Origin of the sequence: Streptomyces sp. NPDC090088 (assembly GCF_044747345.1) — a bacterium.
Taxonomy (GTDB): domain Bacteria; phylum Actinomycetota; class Actinomycetes; order Streptomycetales; family Streptomycetaceae; genus Streptomyces.
In genome coordinates, this window is record NZ_JBIVDZ010000007.1 from 101118 (window position 1) to 117035 (window position 15918).

The 15918-nt window shown below is 71.3% G+C and carries 10 protein-coding genes; 2 read left to right on the forward strand and 8 right to left on the reverse strand.

The window, feature by feature from the left end; genetic code table 11:
* The 5 genes from pgi to tkt are packed head-to-tail and all read right to left on the reverse strand — an operon-like array spanning nt 1 to nt 7393.
* Entirely contained in the window at nt 1-1647 is a 1647-nt protein-coding gene (pgi, locus tag ACIPSJ_RS31465; RefSeq protein WP_401351062.1) for a glucose-6-phosphate isomerase, read from the reverse strand.
* On the reverse strand, nt 1640-2575 hold the full coding sequence (gene opcA / locus ACIPSJ_RS31470; protein WP_355713924.1) for a glucose-6-phosphate dehydrogenase assembly protein OpcA: 936 nt from the start codon (nt 2573-2575) through the stop codon (nt 1640-1642). The genes pgi and opcA overlap by 8 nt, the downstream gene beginning before the upstream one ends.
* Complete coding sequence (gene zwf / locus ACIPSJ_RS31475; RefSeq protein ID WP_359213938.1) at nt 2572-4140, reverse strand: glucose-6-phosphate dehydrogenase; 1569 nt, start codon at nt 4138-4140, stop codon at nt 2572-2574. Before zwf ends, opcA begins: the two co-directional genes overlap by 4 nt.
* Nucleotides 4140-5282, reverse strand: coding sequence for a transaldolase (tal, locus tag ACIPSJ_RS31480; RefSeq protein ID WP_401351063.1), 1143 nt, complete (start codon nt 5280-5282; stop codon nt 4140-4142). Before tal ends, zwf begins: the two co-directional genes overlap by 1 nt.
* A gap of 32 nt (nt 5283-5314) precedes the next feature.
* Entirely contained in the window at nt 5315-7393 is a 2079-nt protein-coding gene (gene tkt, locus ACIPSJ_RS31485; RefSeq protein WP_401351064.1) for a transketolase, read from the reverse strand.
* A gap of 145 nt (nt 7394-7538) precedes the next feature.
* Here tkt and ACIPSJ_RS31490 point away from each other — a divergent pair, with 145 nt between their 5' ends.
* The gene (locus ACIPSJ_RS31490; protein ID WP_401351065.1) at nt 7539-8435 is read left to right on the forward strand and encodes a helix-turn-helix domain-containing protein; all 897 of its coding nucleotides are present in this window, start codon (nt 7539-7541) and stop codon (nt 8433-8435) included.
* Between the two features lie 643 nt (nt 8436-9078).
* On the opposite strand, the gene ACIPSJ_RS31495 is transcribed toward ACIPSJ_RS31490, so the two are convergent.
* The 3 genes from ACIPSJ_RS31495 to ACIPSJ_RS31505 form a co-directional block, all read right to left on the reverse strand.
* Nucleotides 9079-9600, reverse strand: a complete 522-nt coding sequence (locus tag ACIPSJ_RS31495; RefSeq protein ID WP_359213926.1) for a transglycosylase SLT domain-containing protein — start codon at nt 9598-9600, stop codon at nt 9079-9081.
* A 394-nt stretch (nt 9601-9994) separates the two neighbouring features.
* Nucleotides 9995-11404 (reverse strand): glycoside hydrolase family 16 protein, encoded by a 1410-nt coding sequence (locus tag ACIPSJ_RS31500; protein WP_401351067.1) that lies wholly within the window; start codon nt 11402-11404, stop codon nt 9995-9997.
* 177 nt (nt 11405-11581) lie between these two features.
* The gene (locus ACIPSJ_RS31505; protein WP_401351069.1) at nt 11582-12829 is read right to left on the reverse strand and encodes an Ig-like domain-containing protein; all 1248 of its coding nucleotides are present in this window, start codon (nt 12827-12829) and stop codon (nt 11582-11584) included.
* 301 nt (nt 12830-13130) lie between these two features.
* Between ACIPSJ_RS31505 and ACIPSJ_RS31510 the strand changes: the two genes are divergently transcribed.
* Nucleotides 13131-15797, forward strand: coding sequence for an FAD/NAD(P)-binding protein (locus tag ACIPSJ_RS31510; protein WP_401351071.1), 2667 nt, complete (start codon nt 13131-13133; stop codon nt 15795-15797).
* Nucleotides 15798-15918 lie beyond the last annotated feature (121 nt).

The window sequence follows — 15918 nt, forward strand, 5'->3', positions numbered from 1 at the left end:
TCAGTTCACTTCCTTGAGCGTGCGGTACGTCGAGACGAGAGCGGTGGTGGACGGGTCGAGGCCGGGAACCTCCGCGCCCTCGGTGAGCGCGGGCTCGATGCGCTTGGCGAGCACCTTGCCCAGCTCCACGCCCCACTGGTCGAAGGAGTCGATGTTCCAGATCGCGCCCTGCACGAAGACCTTGTGCTCGTAGAGGGCGACCAGCTGGCCGAGGACCGAGGGGGTCAGCTCGCGGGCCAGGATCGTGGTGGTGGGGTGGTTGCCCTGGAAGGTGCGGTGGGCCACCTGCTCCTCGGCGACGCCCTCCGCGCGGACCTCCTCGGCGGTCTTGCCGAAGGCCAGCGCCTGGGTCTGGGCGAAGAAGTTCGCCATCAGCAGGTCGTGCTGGGCCCTGAGTTCACCGCTCAGTTCGGCGACCGGCTCGGCGAAGCCGATGAAGTCCGCCGGGATCAGCTTCGTGCCCTGGTGGATCAACTGGTAGTAGGCGTGCTGGCCGTTGGTGCCGGGCGTGCCCCACACCACGGGACCCGTCTGCCACTCCACCGGCCGGCCCTCCCGGTCCACCGACTTGCCGTTGGACTCCATGTCCAGCTGCTGGAGGTAGGCGGTGAACTTGGAGAGGTAGTGGCTGTACGGCAGCACCGCGTGCGACTGGGCGTCGAAGAAGTTGCCGTACCAGACGCCCAGCAGGCCCAGCAGCAGCGGCGCGTTGGCCTCGGCGGGGGCGGTGCGGAAGTGCTCGTCGACCAGGTGGAAGCCGTCCAGCATCTCGCGGAAGCGGTCCGGGCCGATGGCGATCATCAGGGAGAGGCCGATGGCCGAGTCGTAGCTGTACCGGCCGCCGACCCAGTCCCAGAACTCGAACATGTTGTCCGGGTCGATACCGAACTCCGTCACCTTGCCGGCGTTCGTGGACAGGGCGACGAAGTGCTTCGCCACCGCCTTCTCGTCGCCGCCCAGTCCGTCGAGCAGCCAGGTGCGCGCGGAGGTCGCGTTGGTGATCGTCTCGATGGTGGTGAACGTCTTCGAGGCGACGATGAACAGGGTCTCCGCCGGGTCCAGGTCGCGGGTCGCCTCGTGCAGGTCGGCGCCGTCCACGTTGGACACGAAACGGAAGGTCAACTCCCGTGCGGTGAAGGCACGCAGGGCCTCGTAGGCCATCGCCGGACCGAGGTCGGAGCCGCCGATGCCGATGTTGACGACGTTCCTGATGCGCCTGCCGGTGTGACCGGTCCACTCGCCCGAGCGGACCCGGTCGGCGAAGGCGCCCATCTTGTCCAGCACCGCGTGCACCTGCGGCACCACGTTCTCGCCGTCGACCTCGACCACCGCGTCGCGCGGGGCGCGCAGCGCCGTGTGCAGCACCGCGCGCCGCTCCGTGATGTTGATCTTCTCGCCGCGGAACATGGCGTCCCGCAGCCCGAACACGTCGGTGGCGGCGGCCAGTTCCTGGAGCAGGGCGAGCGTCTCGTCCGTGATCAGGTGCTTGCTGTAGTCGAGGTACAGGTCACCGACGCGGACGACGTACCGCTCGGCGCGCGCCGGGTCGGCCGCGAACAGCTCACGCAGGACCGGCCGGCCCGCGGCCCGGTGGTCCTCCAGGGCGGTCCACTCGGGCCGCCGGGTGAGCTCGGGGGTGTCAGGCATGGGAGACGGTCTCCTTGGTGCCCTCGCCGCGCAGGGCGATGGCGTACATCTCGTCGGCGTCGAGGCGGCGCAGCTCCTCGGCGATCAGTTCGGAGGTGGCCCGGACCTTGAGGGCGAGGGTGCGCGGCGGCTGACCCGGCAGGGTCAGGGTGGCCAGCGGGCCCTCGGGGCGGTCGATGACGATCTCGCCGCTCGCGGTCCCGAGCCGTACGGCCGTGACCACCGGGCCGGGGGAGACCACGCGGTCCACCGTGACCTTGAGGCGGGCCTCCAGCCAGCGGGCGAGGAGTTCGGCGCTGGGGTTGTCCGCCTCGGCCTCGACGGCCGCCGAGGTCACGGTGGCCCGGGCCTGGTCGAGGGCGGCGGCCAGCATGGACCGCCACAGGGTCAGCCGGGTCCAGGCCAGGTCGGTGTCGCCGGGCGCGTAGTTGCGGGCACGGGACTCCAGGACCTGCATCGGCCGCTCGACCGCGTACAGGTCGGTGATCCGGCGCTGGGCGAGCGCGCCCAGCGGGTCCTTGGAGGGAGTCTCGGGGGCCTCCACCGGCCACCACACGACCACCGGGGCGTCCGGCAGCAGCAGCGGCAGCACCACCGAGTCGGCGTGGTCGGAGACCTCGCCGTACGTCCGCAGCACGACCGTCTCGCCGGTGCCGGCCTCGGAACCGACCCGGACCTCCGCGTCCAGGCGGGAGGTGGTGCGGTCGCGCAGGGTGCGGGCGTGCCGCTTGATGACGACCAGGGTGCGCGAGGGGTGCTCGTGCGAGGCCTCCTCGGCCGCCTTGATCGAGTCGTAGGCGTTCTCCTCGTCCGTGACGATCACCATCGTCAGGACCATGCCCACCGCAGGGGTTCCGATGGCGCGGCGACCCTGCACCAGCGCCTTGTTGATCTTGCTTGCCGTGGTGTCGGTCAGGTCGATCTTCATGGCCTGCGCCAGCTCCGTCCGTCTCGTGCGAGCATCTCGTCGGCTTCCTTGGGTCCCCAGCTTCCCGACTCGTACTGGGCGGGCCTGCCATGCTTCGCCCAGTACGTCTCGATCGGGTCGAGGATCTTCCAGGACTCTTCCACTTCCTGGTGACGGGGGAACAAATTGGCGTCGCCGAGCAGCACATCCAGGATGAGCCGCTCGTACGCCTCCGGGCTGGACTCCGTGAACGACTCGCCGTAGGCGAAGTCCATCGTCACGTCCCGGATCTCCATCGACGTACCCGGCACCTTGGAGCCGAACCGGACCGTCATGCCCTCGTCGGGCTGGACGCGGATGACGATCGCGTTCGCGCCGAGTTCCTCGGTGGCCGTCGAGTCGAACGGGGAGTGCGGCGCCCGCTTGAAGACCACCGCGATCTCGGTGACCCGGCGGCCCAGCCGCTTGCCGGTGCGCAGGTAGAAGGGGACGCCCGCCCAGCGGCGGTTGTCGATGCCCAGCTTGACGGCCGCGTAGGTGTCGGTCTTCGACTTGGGGTCGATACCGTCCTCCCGCAGGTAGCCGATCACCTTCTCGCCGCCCTGCCAGCCCTCGGCGTACTGGCCGCGCACGGTGTGCCGGCCCAGCTCCTCCGGCAGCCGCACCGACTTCAGCACCTTGAGCTTCTCGGTGAGCAGCGCGTCCGCGTCGAACGCGATCGGCTCCTCCATCGCGGTGAGCGCCATCAGCTGGAGCAGGTGGTTCTGGATGACGTCACGGGCCGAGCCGATGCCGTCGTAGTACCCCGCACGGCCGCCGATGCCGATGTCCTCGGCCATGGTGATCTGCACGTGGTCGACGTACGACCGGTTCCAGATCGGCTCGTACATCTGGTTGGCGAAGCGCAGCGCCAGGATGTTCTGGACGGTCTCCTTGCCCAGGTAGTGGTCGATGCGGAACACCTGGTCCGGGTCGAACACGTCGTGCACGACCGCGTTGAGGTCCTGCGCGGAGGCCAGGTCGTGGCCGAACGGCTTCTCGATGACCGCCCGCCGCCAGGAGCCCTCGGGCGGGGTCGCCAGGCCGACCTTCTTCAGCTGCTGGACGACCTTCGGGAAGAACTTCGGCGGCACGGAGAGGTAGAACGCGAAGTTGCCGCCGGTGCCCCGGGACGAGTCCAGCTCGTCCACGGCCGACTTGAGCTGCTTGAACGCCGTGTCGTCGTCGAAGTCGCCCGGGATGAACCGCATGCCCTCGGCGAGCTGCTGCCAGACCTCCTCCTGGAACGGGGTCCGGGAGTGCTCGCGCACCGCGTCATGGACGACCTGTGCGAAGTCCTGGTCCGCCCAGTCCCGGCGGGCGAAGCCGACGAGCGAGAAGCCTGGCGGCAGCAGGCCGCGGTTGGCCAGGTCGTAGATCGCCGGCATCAGCTTCTTGCGGGACAGGTCACCGGTCACCCCGAAGATGACCAGGCCCGACGGGCCCGCCACCCTCGGCAGTCGCCGGTCGCGCGCGTCGCGCAACGGGTTGTCCCAGTCGGCGGCGGGCACCACCGGCACCCGCACCTCCTTGGCGGTCTCGCTCATCACGCCTCAACTCCCTTGCTGTCCAGGGACTTCGCGACGGCGTCCAGCAGCTCCTGCCAGGCCACCTCGAACTTGGCGACGCCTTCGTCCTCCAGCTTGCCCACGACCTCGTCGTAGGAGATACCGAGCTTCTCGACGGCCGCCAGGTCCGCGCGGGCCTGGGCGTAGCCGCCGGTGACCGTGTCGCCGTGGATGTCACCGTGGTCGGCGGTCGCGTTCAGCGTCCCCTCCGGCATCGTGTTGACGGTGCCGGGCGCGACCAGCTCGTCCACGTAGAGGGTGTCCTTGTACGCCGGGTCCTTGACGCCGGTGGAGGCCCACAGGGGGCGCTGCTTGTTGGCCTTGGCGCCGGCGAGCGCGGTCCAGCGGTCGGACGAGAAGACTTCCTCGTACGCCTCGTAGGCCAGCCGGGCGTTCGCCAGCGCTGCCCGGCCCTTGAGCGCGAGCGCCTCGTCGGTGCCGAGGACGGTCAGCCGCTTGTCGATCTCGGCGTCGACGCGGGAGACGAAGAAGGAGGCCACGGAGTGGATCGTGGAGAGGTCGATGCCCTTGGCCGCGGCCTGCTCCAGGCCGGCCAGGTAGGCGGCCATGACCTCGCGGTAGCGCTCCAGGGAGAAGATCAGCGTGACGTTGACGCTGATGCCCTCGGCGATGACCGCGGTGATCGCGGGGAGACCGGCCTTGGTCGCCGGGATCTTGATCATCACGTTGGGGCGGTCGACCAGCCAGGCGAGCTGCTTGGCCTCGGCGACGGTGGCGGCGGTGCGGTGGGCGAGGCGGGGATCGACCTCGATGGAGACGCGGCCATCCGCGCCATGTGACACATCGTATACAGAATGCAGAACATCGGCCGCGGCCCGCACATCGGCGGTCGTCATCATCCGCACGGCCTCCTCGACCGTGACACCCCGCACGGCGAGGTCGGCGAGCTGCTCCTCGTACCCCTCACCGGAGCCGATCGCGGCCTGGAAGATCGACGGGTTGGTGGTGACGCCGACGACGTTCTTCGAGGCGACCAGCTCGGCGAGGTTGCCGGTGCTGATCCGCTTGCGCGACAGGTCGTCCAGCCAGATCGAGACGCCCTCGTCGGAGAGGCGCTGCAGTGCTCCCGCGGAGGCGGTTGCTTCGGTCACAGTGATCATCTTCCTCTATTGAACTGATTCTGGCTGGTGGATCAGGCGGTACGGGCGGCGGCGAGGGACTCGCGGGCCTTGTCGGCCACGTTCTCGGCGGTGAAGCCGAACTCGGCGAACAGGGTCCTGGCGTCGGCGGAGGCACCGAAGTGCTCCAGGGAGACGATCCGTCCGGCGTCGCCCACGAAGCGGTACCAGGTCAGGCCGATCCCGGCCTCCACGGCGACCCGCGCCCGCACGGCCGGCGGCAGAACGCTCTCGCGGTACTCGCGGGACTGCTCCTCGAACCACTCCACGGACGGCATCGACACCACCCGGGTGCCGGTCCCCTCGGCCTCCAGGAGGTCACGCGCCGCGACAGCGAGGTGCACCTCGGAACCGGTGGCGATCAGGACCACCTCCGGGGTCTCGGTCGACGACTCGCGCAGCACATAGCCGCCCTTGGCCGCGTCCGGGTTCGGCGCGTACGTCGGCACGCCCTGGCGGGTCAGCGCGAGCCCGTGCGGGGCGGGGTGCGTGGCGTGCCTCTTCAGGATCTCGGCCCAGGCGGCCGCGGTCTCGTTGGCGTCGGCCGGGCGGACGACGTTCAGGCCCGGGATGGCGCGCAGCGCGGCCAGGTGCTCGACCGGCTGGTGGGTGGGGCCGTCCTCGCCGAGCCCGATGGAGTCGTGCGTCCAGACGTAGGTCACGGGCAGCTGCATCAGCGCCGACATACGGACGGCGTTGCGCATGTAGTCGGAGAACACCAGGAAGGTGCCGCCGTAGATCCGGGTGTTGCCGTGCAGGGCGATGCCGTTCATCTCGGCGGCCATCGAGAACTCGCGGATGCCGAAGTGGACGGTACGGCCGTACGGGTTCGCCTCGGGCAGCGGGTTGCCCTTCGGCAGGAAGGAGGACGTCTTGTCGATGGTGGTGTTGTTGGAGCCCGCGAGGTCGGCGGAGCCGCCCCACAGCTCGGGCAGCACCGGGCCGAGCGCCTGCAGCACCTTGCCGGAGGCGGCCCGGGTGGCGACGGAGGTGCCCTCCTCGAAGACGGGCAGCGCGTCCTCCCAGCCCTCGGGGAGCTGACCGGCGACGACCCGGTCGAAGAGGCGGGCGTGCTCCGGCCGCGCGGTGCGCCACTCGGCGATCCGCTTGTCCCAGGCCGCGTGCTCCTCGGCGCCCCGGTCCAGGGCGCGCCGGGAGTGGGCCAGCACCTCGTCGGCCACCTCGAAGGACTGCTCCGGGTCGAAGCCGAGGAGGCGCTTGGTGGCGGCGATCTCGTCCGCGCCGAGCGCGGAGCCGTGCGAGGCCTCGGTGTTCCGCGCGTTCGGCGCGGGCCAGGCGATGATCGTGCGCATGGCGATGATGGAGGGGCGCCCGGTCTCGGCCTGGGCGGCCTTCAAAGCTGTGTACAAGGCCTGAACATCGACATCACCCTCGGCGGTGGGCTCGATGCGCTGGGTGTGCCAGCCGTAGGCCTCGTACCGCTTCAGCACGTCCTCGGAGAAGGCGGTCGCGGTGTCGCCCTCGATGGAGATGTGGTTGTCGTCGTAGACGAAGACCAGGTTGCCGAGCCTCTGGTGGCCGGCCATCGAGGAGGCCTCGGCGGAGACGCCCTCCTCCAGGTCGCCGTCGGAGACGATCGCCCAGATCGTGTGGTCGAAGGGGGAGGTGCCCTCGGGGGCCTCGGGGTCGAAGAGGCCGCGCTCGTAGCGGGCGGCCATCGCCATGCCGACGGCGTTGGCGACACCCTGGCCGAGCGGGCCGGTGGTGGTCTCGACACCGGCGGTGTGGCCGTACTCCGGGTGGCCCGGCGTCTTCGAGCCGTGCGTCCGGAAGGCCTTGAGGTCGTCCAGCTCGACCTCGTACCCGGCGAGGAACAGCTGGGTGTAGAGGGTCAGCGAGGTGTGCCCGGGGGAGAGGACGAAACGATCGCGGCCGGTCCACTCCGGGTCGGCCGGGTCGTGGCGCATCATCTTCTGGAAGATCGTGTACGCGGCCGGGGCCAGGCTCATCGCGGTGCCCGGGTGCCCGTTGCCGACCTGCTGTACGGCGTCGGCCGCGAGGAGGCGTGCGGTGTCCACGGCGCGCCGGTCGAGGTCGGTCCACTCGAAGCCGTCTGTTGTCTCCGTGCTCATCTTCAAGAAGTCCTCGTTCGAAGCGTTCTGGCTGGCCTGACGCGTTCAAAACTAAAAGTCTGACTTTTGAGAAGGAAGGTTGGAGTGTGTCAGCCTGTGGTGAAAGTGGGACACGGATCTTCGACAGGGACGGCACGAGAAGGACATGGCGGACAGAACGCCCGACCGGGCAGGCGACGGTGACGGAATCAGAACCTTCCCCTTCCCGGTGGATCTGAGCGTCGGCGGGGTCGGCATACAGGTCGGCCCGATGGGCACCGAGCGCCTGTGGCACGCGGACGCCCCCCTGGAGCGCGTGCACCGCATCGACTTCCACGTCGTCATGCTCTTCACCGAGGGCCCGGTCCGCCACATGGTCGACTTCGCCGAGTACGAGGCGCGCGCCGGTGACCTGCTCTGGATCCGCCCCGGGCAGGTCCACCGCTTCTCGCGGACCTGCGAGTACCGCGGAAGCGTCCTGACCATGCAGCCCGGTTTCCTGCCGCGGGCCATCGTCGAGGCGACCGGGCTCTACCGCTACGACCTGCCGCCCCTGCTCCGGCCCGACCCGCCCCAGCTCGCCGCGCTCCAGGCGTCCCTCGCCAACCTGCGACGCGAGTACGAGGACACCGAGACCCTTCCCCTGAGCCTGCACACCTCGGTGCTGCGGCACTCCCTCACGGCGTTCCTGCTGCGGCTCGCGCATCTCGCGGCCAGCTCGGCGGAGGCGGCCCGCCGCCAGGCCGACACCACGTTCACCCTCTTCAGGGACGCGGTGGAGAAGGACTTCGCCGCCAACCACAGCGTCAGCGCCTACGCCGATGCCCTCGGCTACTCCCGCCGCACCCTGGTCCGCGCGGTCCGCGCGGCGACGGGGGAGACCCCCAAGGGCTTCATCGACAAACGGGTCGTCCTGGAGGCCAAACGCCTCCTGGCCCACACCGACCTCCCGATCGGCCGGGTGGGCGCGGCGATCGGCTTCCCCGACGCCGCGAACTTCTCGAAGTTCTTCCACCTGCACACCGGACAGACACCGGTCGCCTTCCGGGCGGAGCTGCGCTAGCGCGGGGGCCGGGTGGGGTGCGGGGGCGGTGTGGGCCGCGTGGGCCGCGTGGGGTGCGGTGGTGGTGTGCCGGGTCGGTCGGCTGCGGCATCGGGCTGCGCGTCGGACGGGTGCCGGTGGCGTTCCGGGCGGAGCTGCGGTGACGCGAGGGCCGCGGGGGATGCCGGGTCGGTCGGCTGTGGATTCGAGCTGCGCGCCGGACAGACGCCGGTGGCGTTCCGGGGGGCTGGCGCGAGGGCCGCGGGGATACAGGGGTGCGCCGGGGGCGGTCGGCTGCGGCTTCGAGGGGGTGCCCCGGCTGCGCTCCGGCTCTCGCCGGGGGCCGGTGGATGCGTGTGCGCCGCCGCGATGTCCGGTGGCCGGCTGCCGGGGCTGGTCGTCGGGGGCTCGGAGGCCCCGACGCTCGGAGGCCCGGCGGGGTGGTGGGGCACGGGTGGTGCGGGTGGTGCTGCGGGTGTGGCGGGGGAGAGTTGCCGCGTGGGCGGTCCGGACTGATGTCCGTCTGACCGCCCCGCTGTCCGGCCCCGCCCGGCGGACCCTGTTCGTCAGGGTCGGCCACGGGGCCCGCGGCCCGCCCGGTGTGTGCCGGCTCCGGCTTCGCCCCCGTGGGGCGGCGGTGTGCCGGCGGTCGTCCGGATCCGGGTCAGTACGCGGAGTTGACGTTGTCGATCGAGCCGTACCGGTGGGCGGCGTAGTTGGCGGCTGCGGTGATGTTGGCGACCGGGTCGGTCACGCTGTGGGCGGTGCCGGCCACGTGGTAGGCGTTGAAGGTGGGGTCGATGACCTGCAGCAGGCCCTTGGAGGGGGTGCCCTGCTTGGCGTTGACGTCCCAGTTGTTCTGGGCGGACGGGTTGCCGCCGGACTCGCGCATGATGTTGCGCTTGAGGCCGTCGTAGCTGCCCGGGATGCCCTTCGACTTCATGATCTGCAGGGACTGCTTGATCCAGCCGTCGAGGTTGTTGGCGGTGCCGGTCTGCTGGGACGTGGAGCGGCTGCTGTCGCCGGAGGCGGTGACCGCGCTGGACACGTGCGCCTGCGTCATTTCGGCGGCCTGTGCGTTCGCCGGCATCAGGGTGAGGGCGGCGGCCGCGGCGCCGGTGGTGGCGAGACCGGTGAGGCCGAGGGTGCGCAGGCGGGCGAAGCGGGTGCGGGTGTTCGTGGTCATGGAAAAGCAATCCTCCGGTTGGGGGGCATCGTCGGTGTCGGCTGCGGCCGGCTTCCGCGTGCTGCGGGCTTGTGGGCCGCGGTCGAGAGTGGGCGGACCTGGCGGGTGATCCGTTCGGTCCATCGCCCGTCTCCCGGCGACGACAGCAATGGTTAGCGGCGGGCGGCGCGGCGCGCAATGATGTGACGTACTACCCAACTTAGGAGAGAATGACCGAAATATGAGGTTATATGAGCTTTAGCTCCTGTTTAGGGCGTTTCGTGGCTACGGTCCCGCATAGGATGTGATCTGGCTCCTATGGGTGGCGTCACGCGTTCAGGCCCTCCGGAGGGGTGGAATCGGCGGCGGAAGGCGCCCCGCGGACCCTGCTCGCGGGGCGCCTTCCCGGCCGGTGTCAGTGGCCGAAGTCGAACCAGTTCACGTTCACGAAGTCCGCCGACTGTCCGCTGGAGAAGGTCAGGTAGACGTCGTGCGTGCCGGTCACCGAGCTGATGTTGGCCGGGACCGTCGTCCAGGTCTGCCAGCCGCCGGTACTGGCCACGGAGAAACTGCCGATCGGGGAGTTGGAGGGGCTGTCGAGCCGGACCTGCACCAGGCCGCTCACCCCGGAGGCCGCGCCGCTCGCCACCCGCGCGTAGAACTGGGTGGCCGCCGTGGATCCGAAGTTCACGCCCTTGTAGAGGGCCCAGTCGCCGTTGGCGATGTAGCCGATGTCCTGGCCGCCGCCGGTGTCCGTGGTGGTCTCGGCCGTGACGCCGGACTGGCTGTCGTACGACTCGGCCTGGATCGCGCTGTAGGCGTCCCGGCTGCCGGTCGGCGGGGTCGTGGTACCGCTCCCACTGGCCGACAGCACCTGGACGTAGTCCACGACCATGGGGTGGCCGGACTCGGTGGCGCTGGTCGGGCCGCCGCCGAACGCGTCCGGGAAGCCGCCGCCCATGGCCACGTTCAGGATGACGAAGAAGCCGTGGTTGGTGGCGTTCGCCCAGGTGGTGGCGTCGACCTGGCTGGAGGTCACCGTCTGGTAGTTGACGCCGTCGACGTAGAAGCGGATCGCCTCGGGGCTCACCGAGCGGTCCCACTCCATCGTGTAGGTGTGGAAGCCGGACTGGCAGGTGGTGTTGGGACAGGCGGTCGAACTGCCCAGGCCCGTGGTCTCGTTGCAGGGGCCGCCCGGGTTGGTGCCGCAGTGCATGGTCGCCCAGACCGTGTTCAGGCCCTGCACGTTCTCCATGATGTCCAGCTCGCCGACGCTCGGCCAGTTCTGGTAGTTGCCCCGGTAGGGTGCGCCCAGCATCCAGAACGCGGGCCAGTAGCCGTACGCGGCGGTGCCGGTGACGTTCGGCATCTGGATCCGCGCCTCGACGCGCAGCTTGCCGCCGGCCGGGGGCTGGAAGTCGGTGCGGGTGGTCTCGATCCGGCCCGAGGTCCAGTTGCCGGACGAGTCCCGGATCGGCGTGATCTTCAGGTTGCCGCTGCCGTCCAGGGCGACGTTGGTGGTGGACGAGGTCATCGTCTCGACCTCGCCGGTGCCCCAGTTGGCGGCGCCTCCGGGGTACGAGGTCCCGGTGTCGTACTGCCAGTCGGAGGTGTTGACGCCGGTGCCGGCGGTGCCGTTGAAGTCGTCGAGGAAGACCTGGCTCCAGCCGGACGGCACGCTGGGCGCCGAGGCGCTGGCGGGGAGGGTCGCGGCCGTGGCGGCGACGGCCGCCAGGCCCATGGTGGCGAACACGGCGACCAGGGCATGGCGGAACGAGCGCCGCCGTCTGGGATCCGCGGGGGGTATACCGGAGGTTTCACTCATGGGGTGCCTCTCGGGTACGGAGTGGGGGTGTGCGGGGTGTCCCTGGGAGCGCCGGATCGAGTTGAGAGCGCTCTCAAAGTGGGCCCAATGTGCTCTCCGTGCCTCCGGTCGTCAAGAGTTAAAACGAAGAATCTCCTTGTTTCCCAACGGAGTTCAGGCGGTGAAGGCGGGCCCGGGTCAGACCGCGCTGCCGGCCTTCCAGTCCGACCAGGACAGGTTCCAGCCGTTCAGGCCGTTGGAGGCCTCGACGGTCTTCTCGCCGGAGTTCTTGACGATCACCACGTCGCCGAGCATCGAACTCTCGTAGAACTTGTAGCCCGCGACCGAGGAGTCGTTCGCGCCCTTGGCGTCGTGCAGGCCGACACAGCCGTGGCTGGTGTTCTGGCTGCCGAAGACCGAGGTGGACGCCCAGTAGTTGCCGTGCACGAAGGTGCCGGAGGTGGTCAGGCGCTGGGCGTGCGGGACGTCGGAGATGTCGTACTCGTCGCCGAGGCCGACCGTGGAGGACTCCATCCGGGTCTGCTTGAACCGCTCGCTGATCACCATGATCCCGGACCAGGTGGTGTGCTGGGCGTTGCCGCCGGAGACCGGATAGGAGGCGTAGGTGGCGCCGTCCCGCTTGACGACCATCTGCTTCGTGGACAGGTCGACGGTGGAGATCTGCTCCCGGCCGATGTGGAAGGTCACCTCCTTCGACTGCACCCCGTAGACGCCGTCCGAGCCCTCGACGTCCTTCAGCGCCAGGCTCAGCGTGATCTTGGTGCCCTTCGCCCAGTACGTCTCCGGGCGGAAGTCGAGCCGGGTGTCGCTGAACCAGTGCCCGACGATCTCCACCGCCGGCTCGGCCGTCACGGTGATCGCCTTCTGGACCGCGGCCCGGTCCGTCACCGCGTGCGTGAAGTTGAGCGACACCGGCATGCCGACGCCGGACGTGGAGTCCGCCTCGGGCGTGAAGTAGCCGATGAACGTCTCGCCGGGGGACTTCGTGGTGAAGGTGGCCACCGTCTCGTCGGTCGCGCCCTGCGCCTTCGCCGTCACCGTGTACTTCGTGCCCGAGTACGGGTTCTTCGCCGACGTCCACTTCGTCTTCGCGTCGTTGAAGGTGCCCGACAGCGACGACCCGTCGTTGCCCGCGACGGTCACCGAGGCAAGCGTGCCGTCGGCCACGGTCACCTCGACCGGGCTGGCGAAGTCGGCCTTCTTGGTGCCGGACACGGGAGTGACCGTGATCGTCGCCTTCTTGGTCGCGGACTTCACGGAGGCCGTGGCGCCCTTGTCGTCCGTCGAGGCGGAGGCGTCCGCTGAGGAGCTGCATCCGGCCAGCGCCGCGCCCGCGGGCACCGCGCCGAGGGCGGCGAGGATCCCGCGCCGGGACCACTTCTGCGACTGCCGCCCGGACCGGTTCGATATGTGCTGGACGCCCACGACACGCCTTCCTGACTTGTCCACCTGTGTCTGGGCATCCTGCGCCTGTTGTATGGGTGGCTCCTTTGAATCACGGGGGTGATCCCTGAGATTCCGATGAGGAGGCCCAGCGGGCCCGCGAGCGCCGGTCCGGGGCGAGTCGGCCGGAACCCGGGTTGTCCGCGCGGGTGTTCGTGAACAGAGTATGAACGGCCGAGCGGCGGCCTGATTTTCCGGTGAGATCCCCCTCCCGGGATGGCTTCCCCACCTGACCGGTCGGAATAGTAGAGAAGCAGTTCGCCGACCCCGCCGGAGGTATTCCGTGACCGACGTCCGCAAGCGGCACAGCGTGGCCATCGTGGGAGCAGGCGCGGCGGGCACACTGACCGCCGTCCAGCTCTGCGAGACGGCGCACCGCCGCCGGACTCCGCTCGACCTCGTCCTGATCGACCCGGCGCCGGAGGCCGGCCGGGGCACCGCCTACGCCACCCGCGACCCGCGGCACCGCCTCAACGTCCCCGCGGGCAACATGAGCGCCTACCCGGACGACCCCGGGCACTTCGTCCGCTGGCTCTGCCGGCACGGCGAACCCACCGTCACCGGCGCCGACTTCGCCACCCGCTACCGCTACGGCGCCTACCTCGCCGACACCCTCGGCCAGGCCCTCGTCCGCGCCCACGGCACGGTCGCCGTACGCCGGCTGCGCACCCTCGCGGAGAGCTGTACCGGCACCCCCGACGGCCGGGTGGAACTCCACCTCGCCGACGGGGGACCCCTGGTGGCGGACAGCACCGTCCTGGCCACCGGCCCCGCCGGGGCCACCGCGGCCTGGGCCCCGCCCGCCCTGCGTGCCTCACCCCGGTTCATCGGCTCCCCCTGGGTGCCGGGCGCCCTGGACCCCGTACGGGACAGCCCCGACGACGTCCTGCTGGTCGGCACCGGTCTCACCGCCGTCGATCTCGCCCTCGCCCTCGACCGTCCCGGCCGCACCGTGCACGCCCTCTCCCGCAGCGGCCTGCTGCCCCAGCCGCACGCCCTCGGCCCGGCCGGCGCCATGCCCGCCCCGGACGGCCTGGAGGACACCTCACTGGGCCGGCTGCGCCGCGCGGTCTGGCGCCACGTGAGCCGTTCCGTGCGCACCCACGGCGACTGGCGCCCCGCGCTGGACAGCCTCCGCCCGCACACCGCCCGGCTGTGGCGCAGCCTCACCCCCGAGGAGCGCGAGGAGTTCCTGGCCCGCGAGGGCGCCCTGTGGAACACCCACCGCCACCGGATGGCGCCGGCCACCGCCGAGCACGTCTCCCGCGCCCGCACCGCCCGCCGGCTGCACGTCCACACCGGCACGGTCGCCCGGGTCACCGAGGGCGCGGACGGCTCCCTCGCCGTCGAGCTGTCCGGCGGTCAGGTGCTGCACACCGGCTGGGTGGTCGACTGCACCGGACCGGGCCGCCGTCTCGACAGCCCGCTCTGGCAGGACCTGTTCGGCTCCGGTACGGCCGTCCCCGGACCGCTCGGCATGGGCGCGGCCACCCGCGACGGACGGCTCCTGGACGCCCGGGGCCGGGCCGCGCTGCCCCTGTTCACGCTCGGCGCCCCGCGCCGGGGCGAGCTGTGGGAGACCACCGCCGTCCCCGAGATCCGCGTCCAGGCCACCGAGCTGGCCCAGCGGCTGCTGCCGCTGCCGGGGCCCCGGCGGGCCTCCCGGCGGCCCGTCGACGGCCACGGGCTGCCCCTCTCCACCCACGCCGAGGCCGCCGCCGCGTACCGCGGCGGCCTCGACCGGGTCCTCAAGGTCCGCTCCGGTGCCGAGGACGCCCTCGCCCGCGCGGTCGCCCTCGACCCCGGTTTCGCCCTCGGCCACGCGGCCCTCGCCCTGCTGGGCCACGAGTGCGCCGCCCCCGTCGACGTGCCCCGTGCCCTCGCCGACGCCCAGCGCAGCGCCCGCGAACGCGCCGACGCCCGCGAGCGGTCCTTCGTGGACGTGGTGACCCGCCGGGTGACCGGAGACGACGGGGACGAGGCGCTCGTACGGCATCTGCGGGAGCACCCGGGAGACGCGCTGGCGCTCGCGGCCGCCGTGCCCACCATCGCGTTCTCCGGGGTGAGCGATCTTCAGGACGACGACGCCCTGCGGCTGCTCGAACTGACCTCGCCCGCCTACGACGGGCACTGGTTCCACACCTCGCTGCTGGCCTTCCTGCGCCAGGAGCAGGGCCGGCTGCACGAGGCGGGGGAGCTGGCCCACCGGGCGCTGGCCGCCGAGCCGGCCTCCGGGCACGCGGTGCACGCCCTGGCCCACGTGCACTACGAGTCCGGGGCGCACCGGGCGGGCCGGGACTGGCTGGACGGATGGGTGTCCGGGCGCGGGCGCAGCGCGGTGCACCGGGCGCACTTCTCCTGGCACATCGCCCTGCACGAACTCGCCCTGGACGACCCGGCCGCGGTCCGCAAGCGCTGGTTCGCGCAGCTCGCGCCGGGCCGGGTGCGCGGGATGCGGGCGCTGGTGGACTCCGGTTCGCTGCTGTGGCGGGCGCGGCTCAGCGACAGCTGGGACGGCGACCTGCCCACGGCGGACGTGCTGGACTCGGTGGCCCGGGAGGTCCTGGAGCGGCCCGGCACGGCCTTCACCGCCCTGCACGCGGCCGTCGCCCTCACCGCGGCCGCGGACCTCCCGGCGCTGCGCCGGCTGCGCGACCACGCGGCCGGCGCCGACCCGGTGCAGCGGGAGGTCATCGCGCCGCTGTGCGAGGCGTTCGCCGCGCTCGTCGAGGAGCGCTTCCAGGAGGCGGCCAGGGGGCTCGACGCCCTGCTGCCCGTCCTGCGCCGGGTCGGCGGCAGCGCGGCCCAACGCGAGGTCGTCGAGGAGACCTTGCTGTACGCGCTCGTCGCGGCCGGCCGCTGCGACGCCGCCCGGCGCCTCCTTGACGCCCGGCTCGACCGCAAACCGGCGCCCCGCGACCGGCGGTTGCGCGCGGCCCTGCCCGCCTGAGCAGACGGCACGCCCCCCCCGGGCCCGGTGAGCCGGACCCGATCATGTGATCATTCTGACGTCTCGGAGAGGGAACCTCCGGCCCCCGGATTCCCTCTCACGAGTCGAAACAGAGCGTTCA

Excerpts from the sequence above, each read along its gene's own strand:
- pgi (WP_401351062.1), bottom strand. The coding sequence starts at position 1,647 with ATGCCTGACACCCCCGAGCTCACCCGGCGGCCCGAGTGGACCGCCCTG.
- opcA (WP_355713924.1), bottom strand. The coding sequence starts at position 2,575 with ATGAAGATCGACCTGACCGACACCACGGCAAGCAAGATCAACAAGGCG.
- zwf (WP_359213938.1), bottom strand. The coding sequence starts at position 4,140 with ATGAGCGAGACCGCCAAGGAGGTGCGGGTGCCGGTGGTGCCCGCCGCC.
- tal (WP_401351063.1), bottom strand. The coding sequence starts at position 5,282 with ATGATCACTGTGACCGAAGCAACCGCCTCCGCGGGAGCACTGCAGCGC.
- tkt (WP_401351064.1), bottom strand. The coding sequence starts at position 7,393 with ATGAGCACGGAGACAACAGACGGCTTCGAGTGGACCGACCTCGACCGG.
- ACIPSJ_RS31490 (WP_401351065.1), top strand. The coding sequence starts at position 7,539 with ATGGCGGACAGAACGCCCGACCGGGCAGGCGACGGTGACGGAATCAGA.
- ACIPSJ_RS31495 (WP_359213926.1), bottom strand. The coding sequence starts at position 9,600 with ATGACCACGAACACCCGCACCCGCTTCGCCCGCCTGCGCACCCTCGGC.
- ACIPSJ_RS31500 (WP_401351067.1), bottom strand. The coding sequence starts at position 11,404 with ATGAGTGAAACCTCCGGTATACCCCCCGCGGATCCCAGACGGCGGCGC.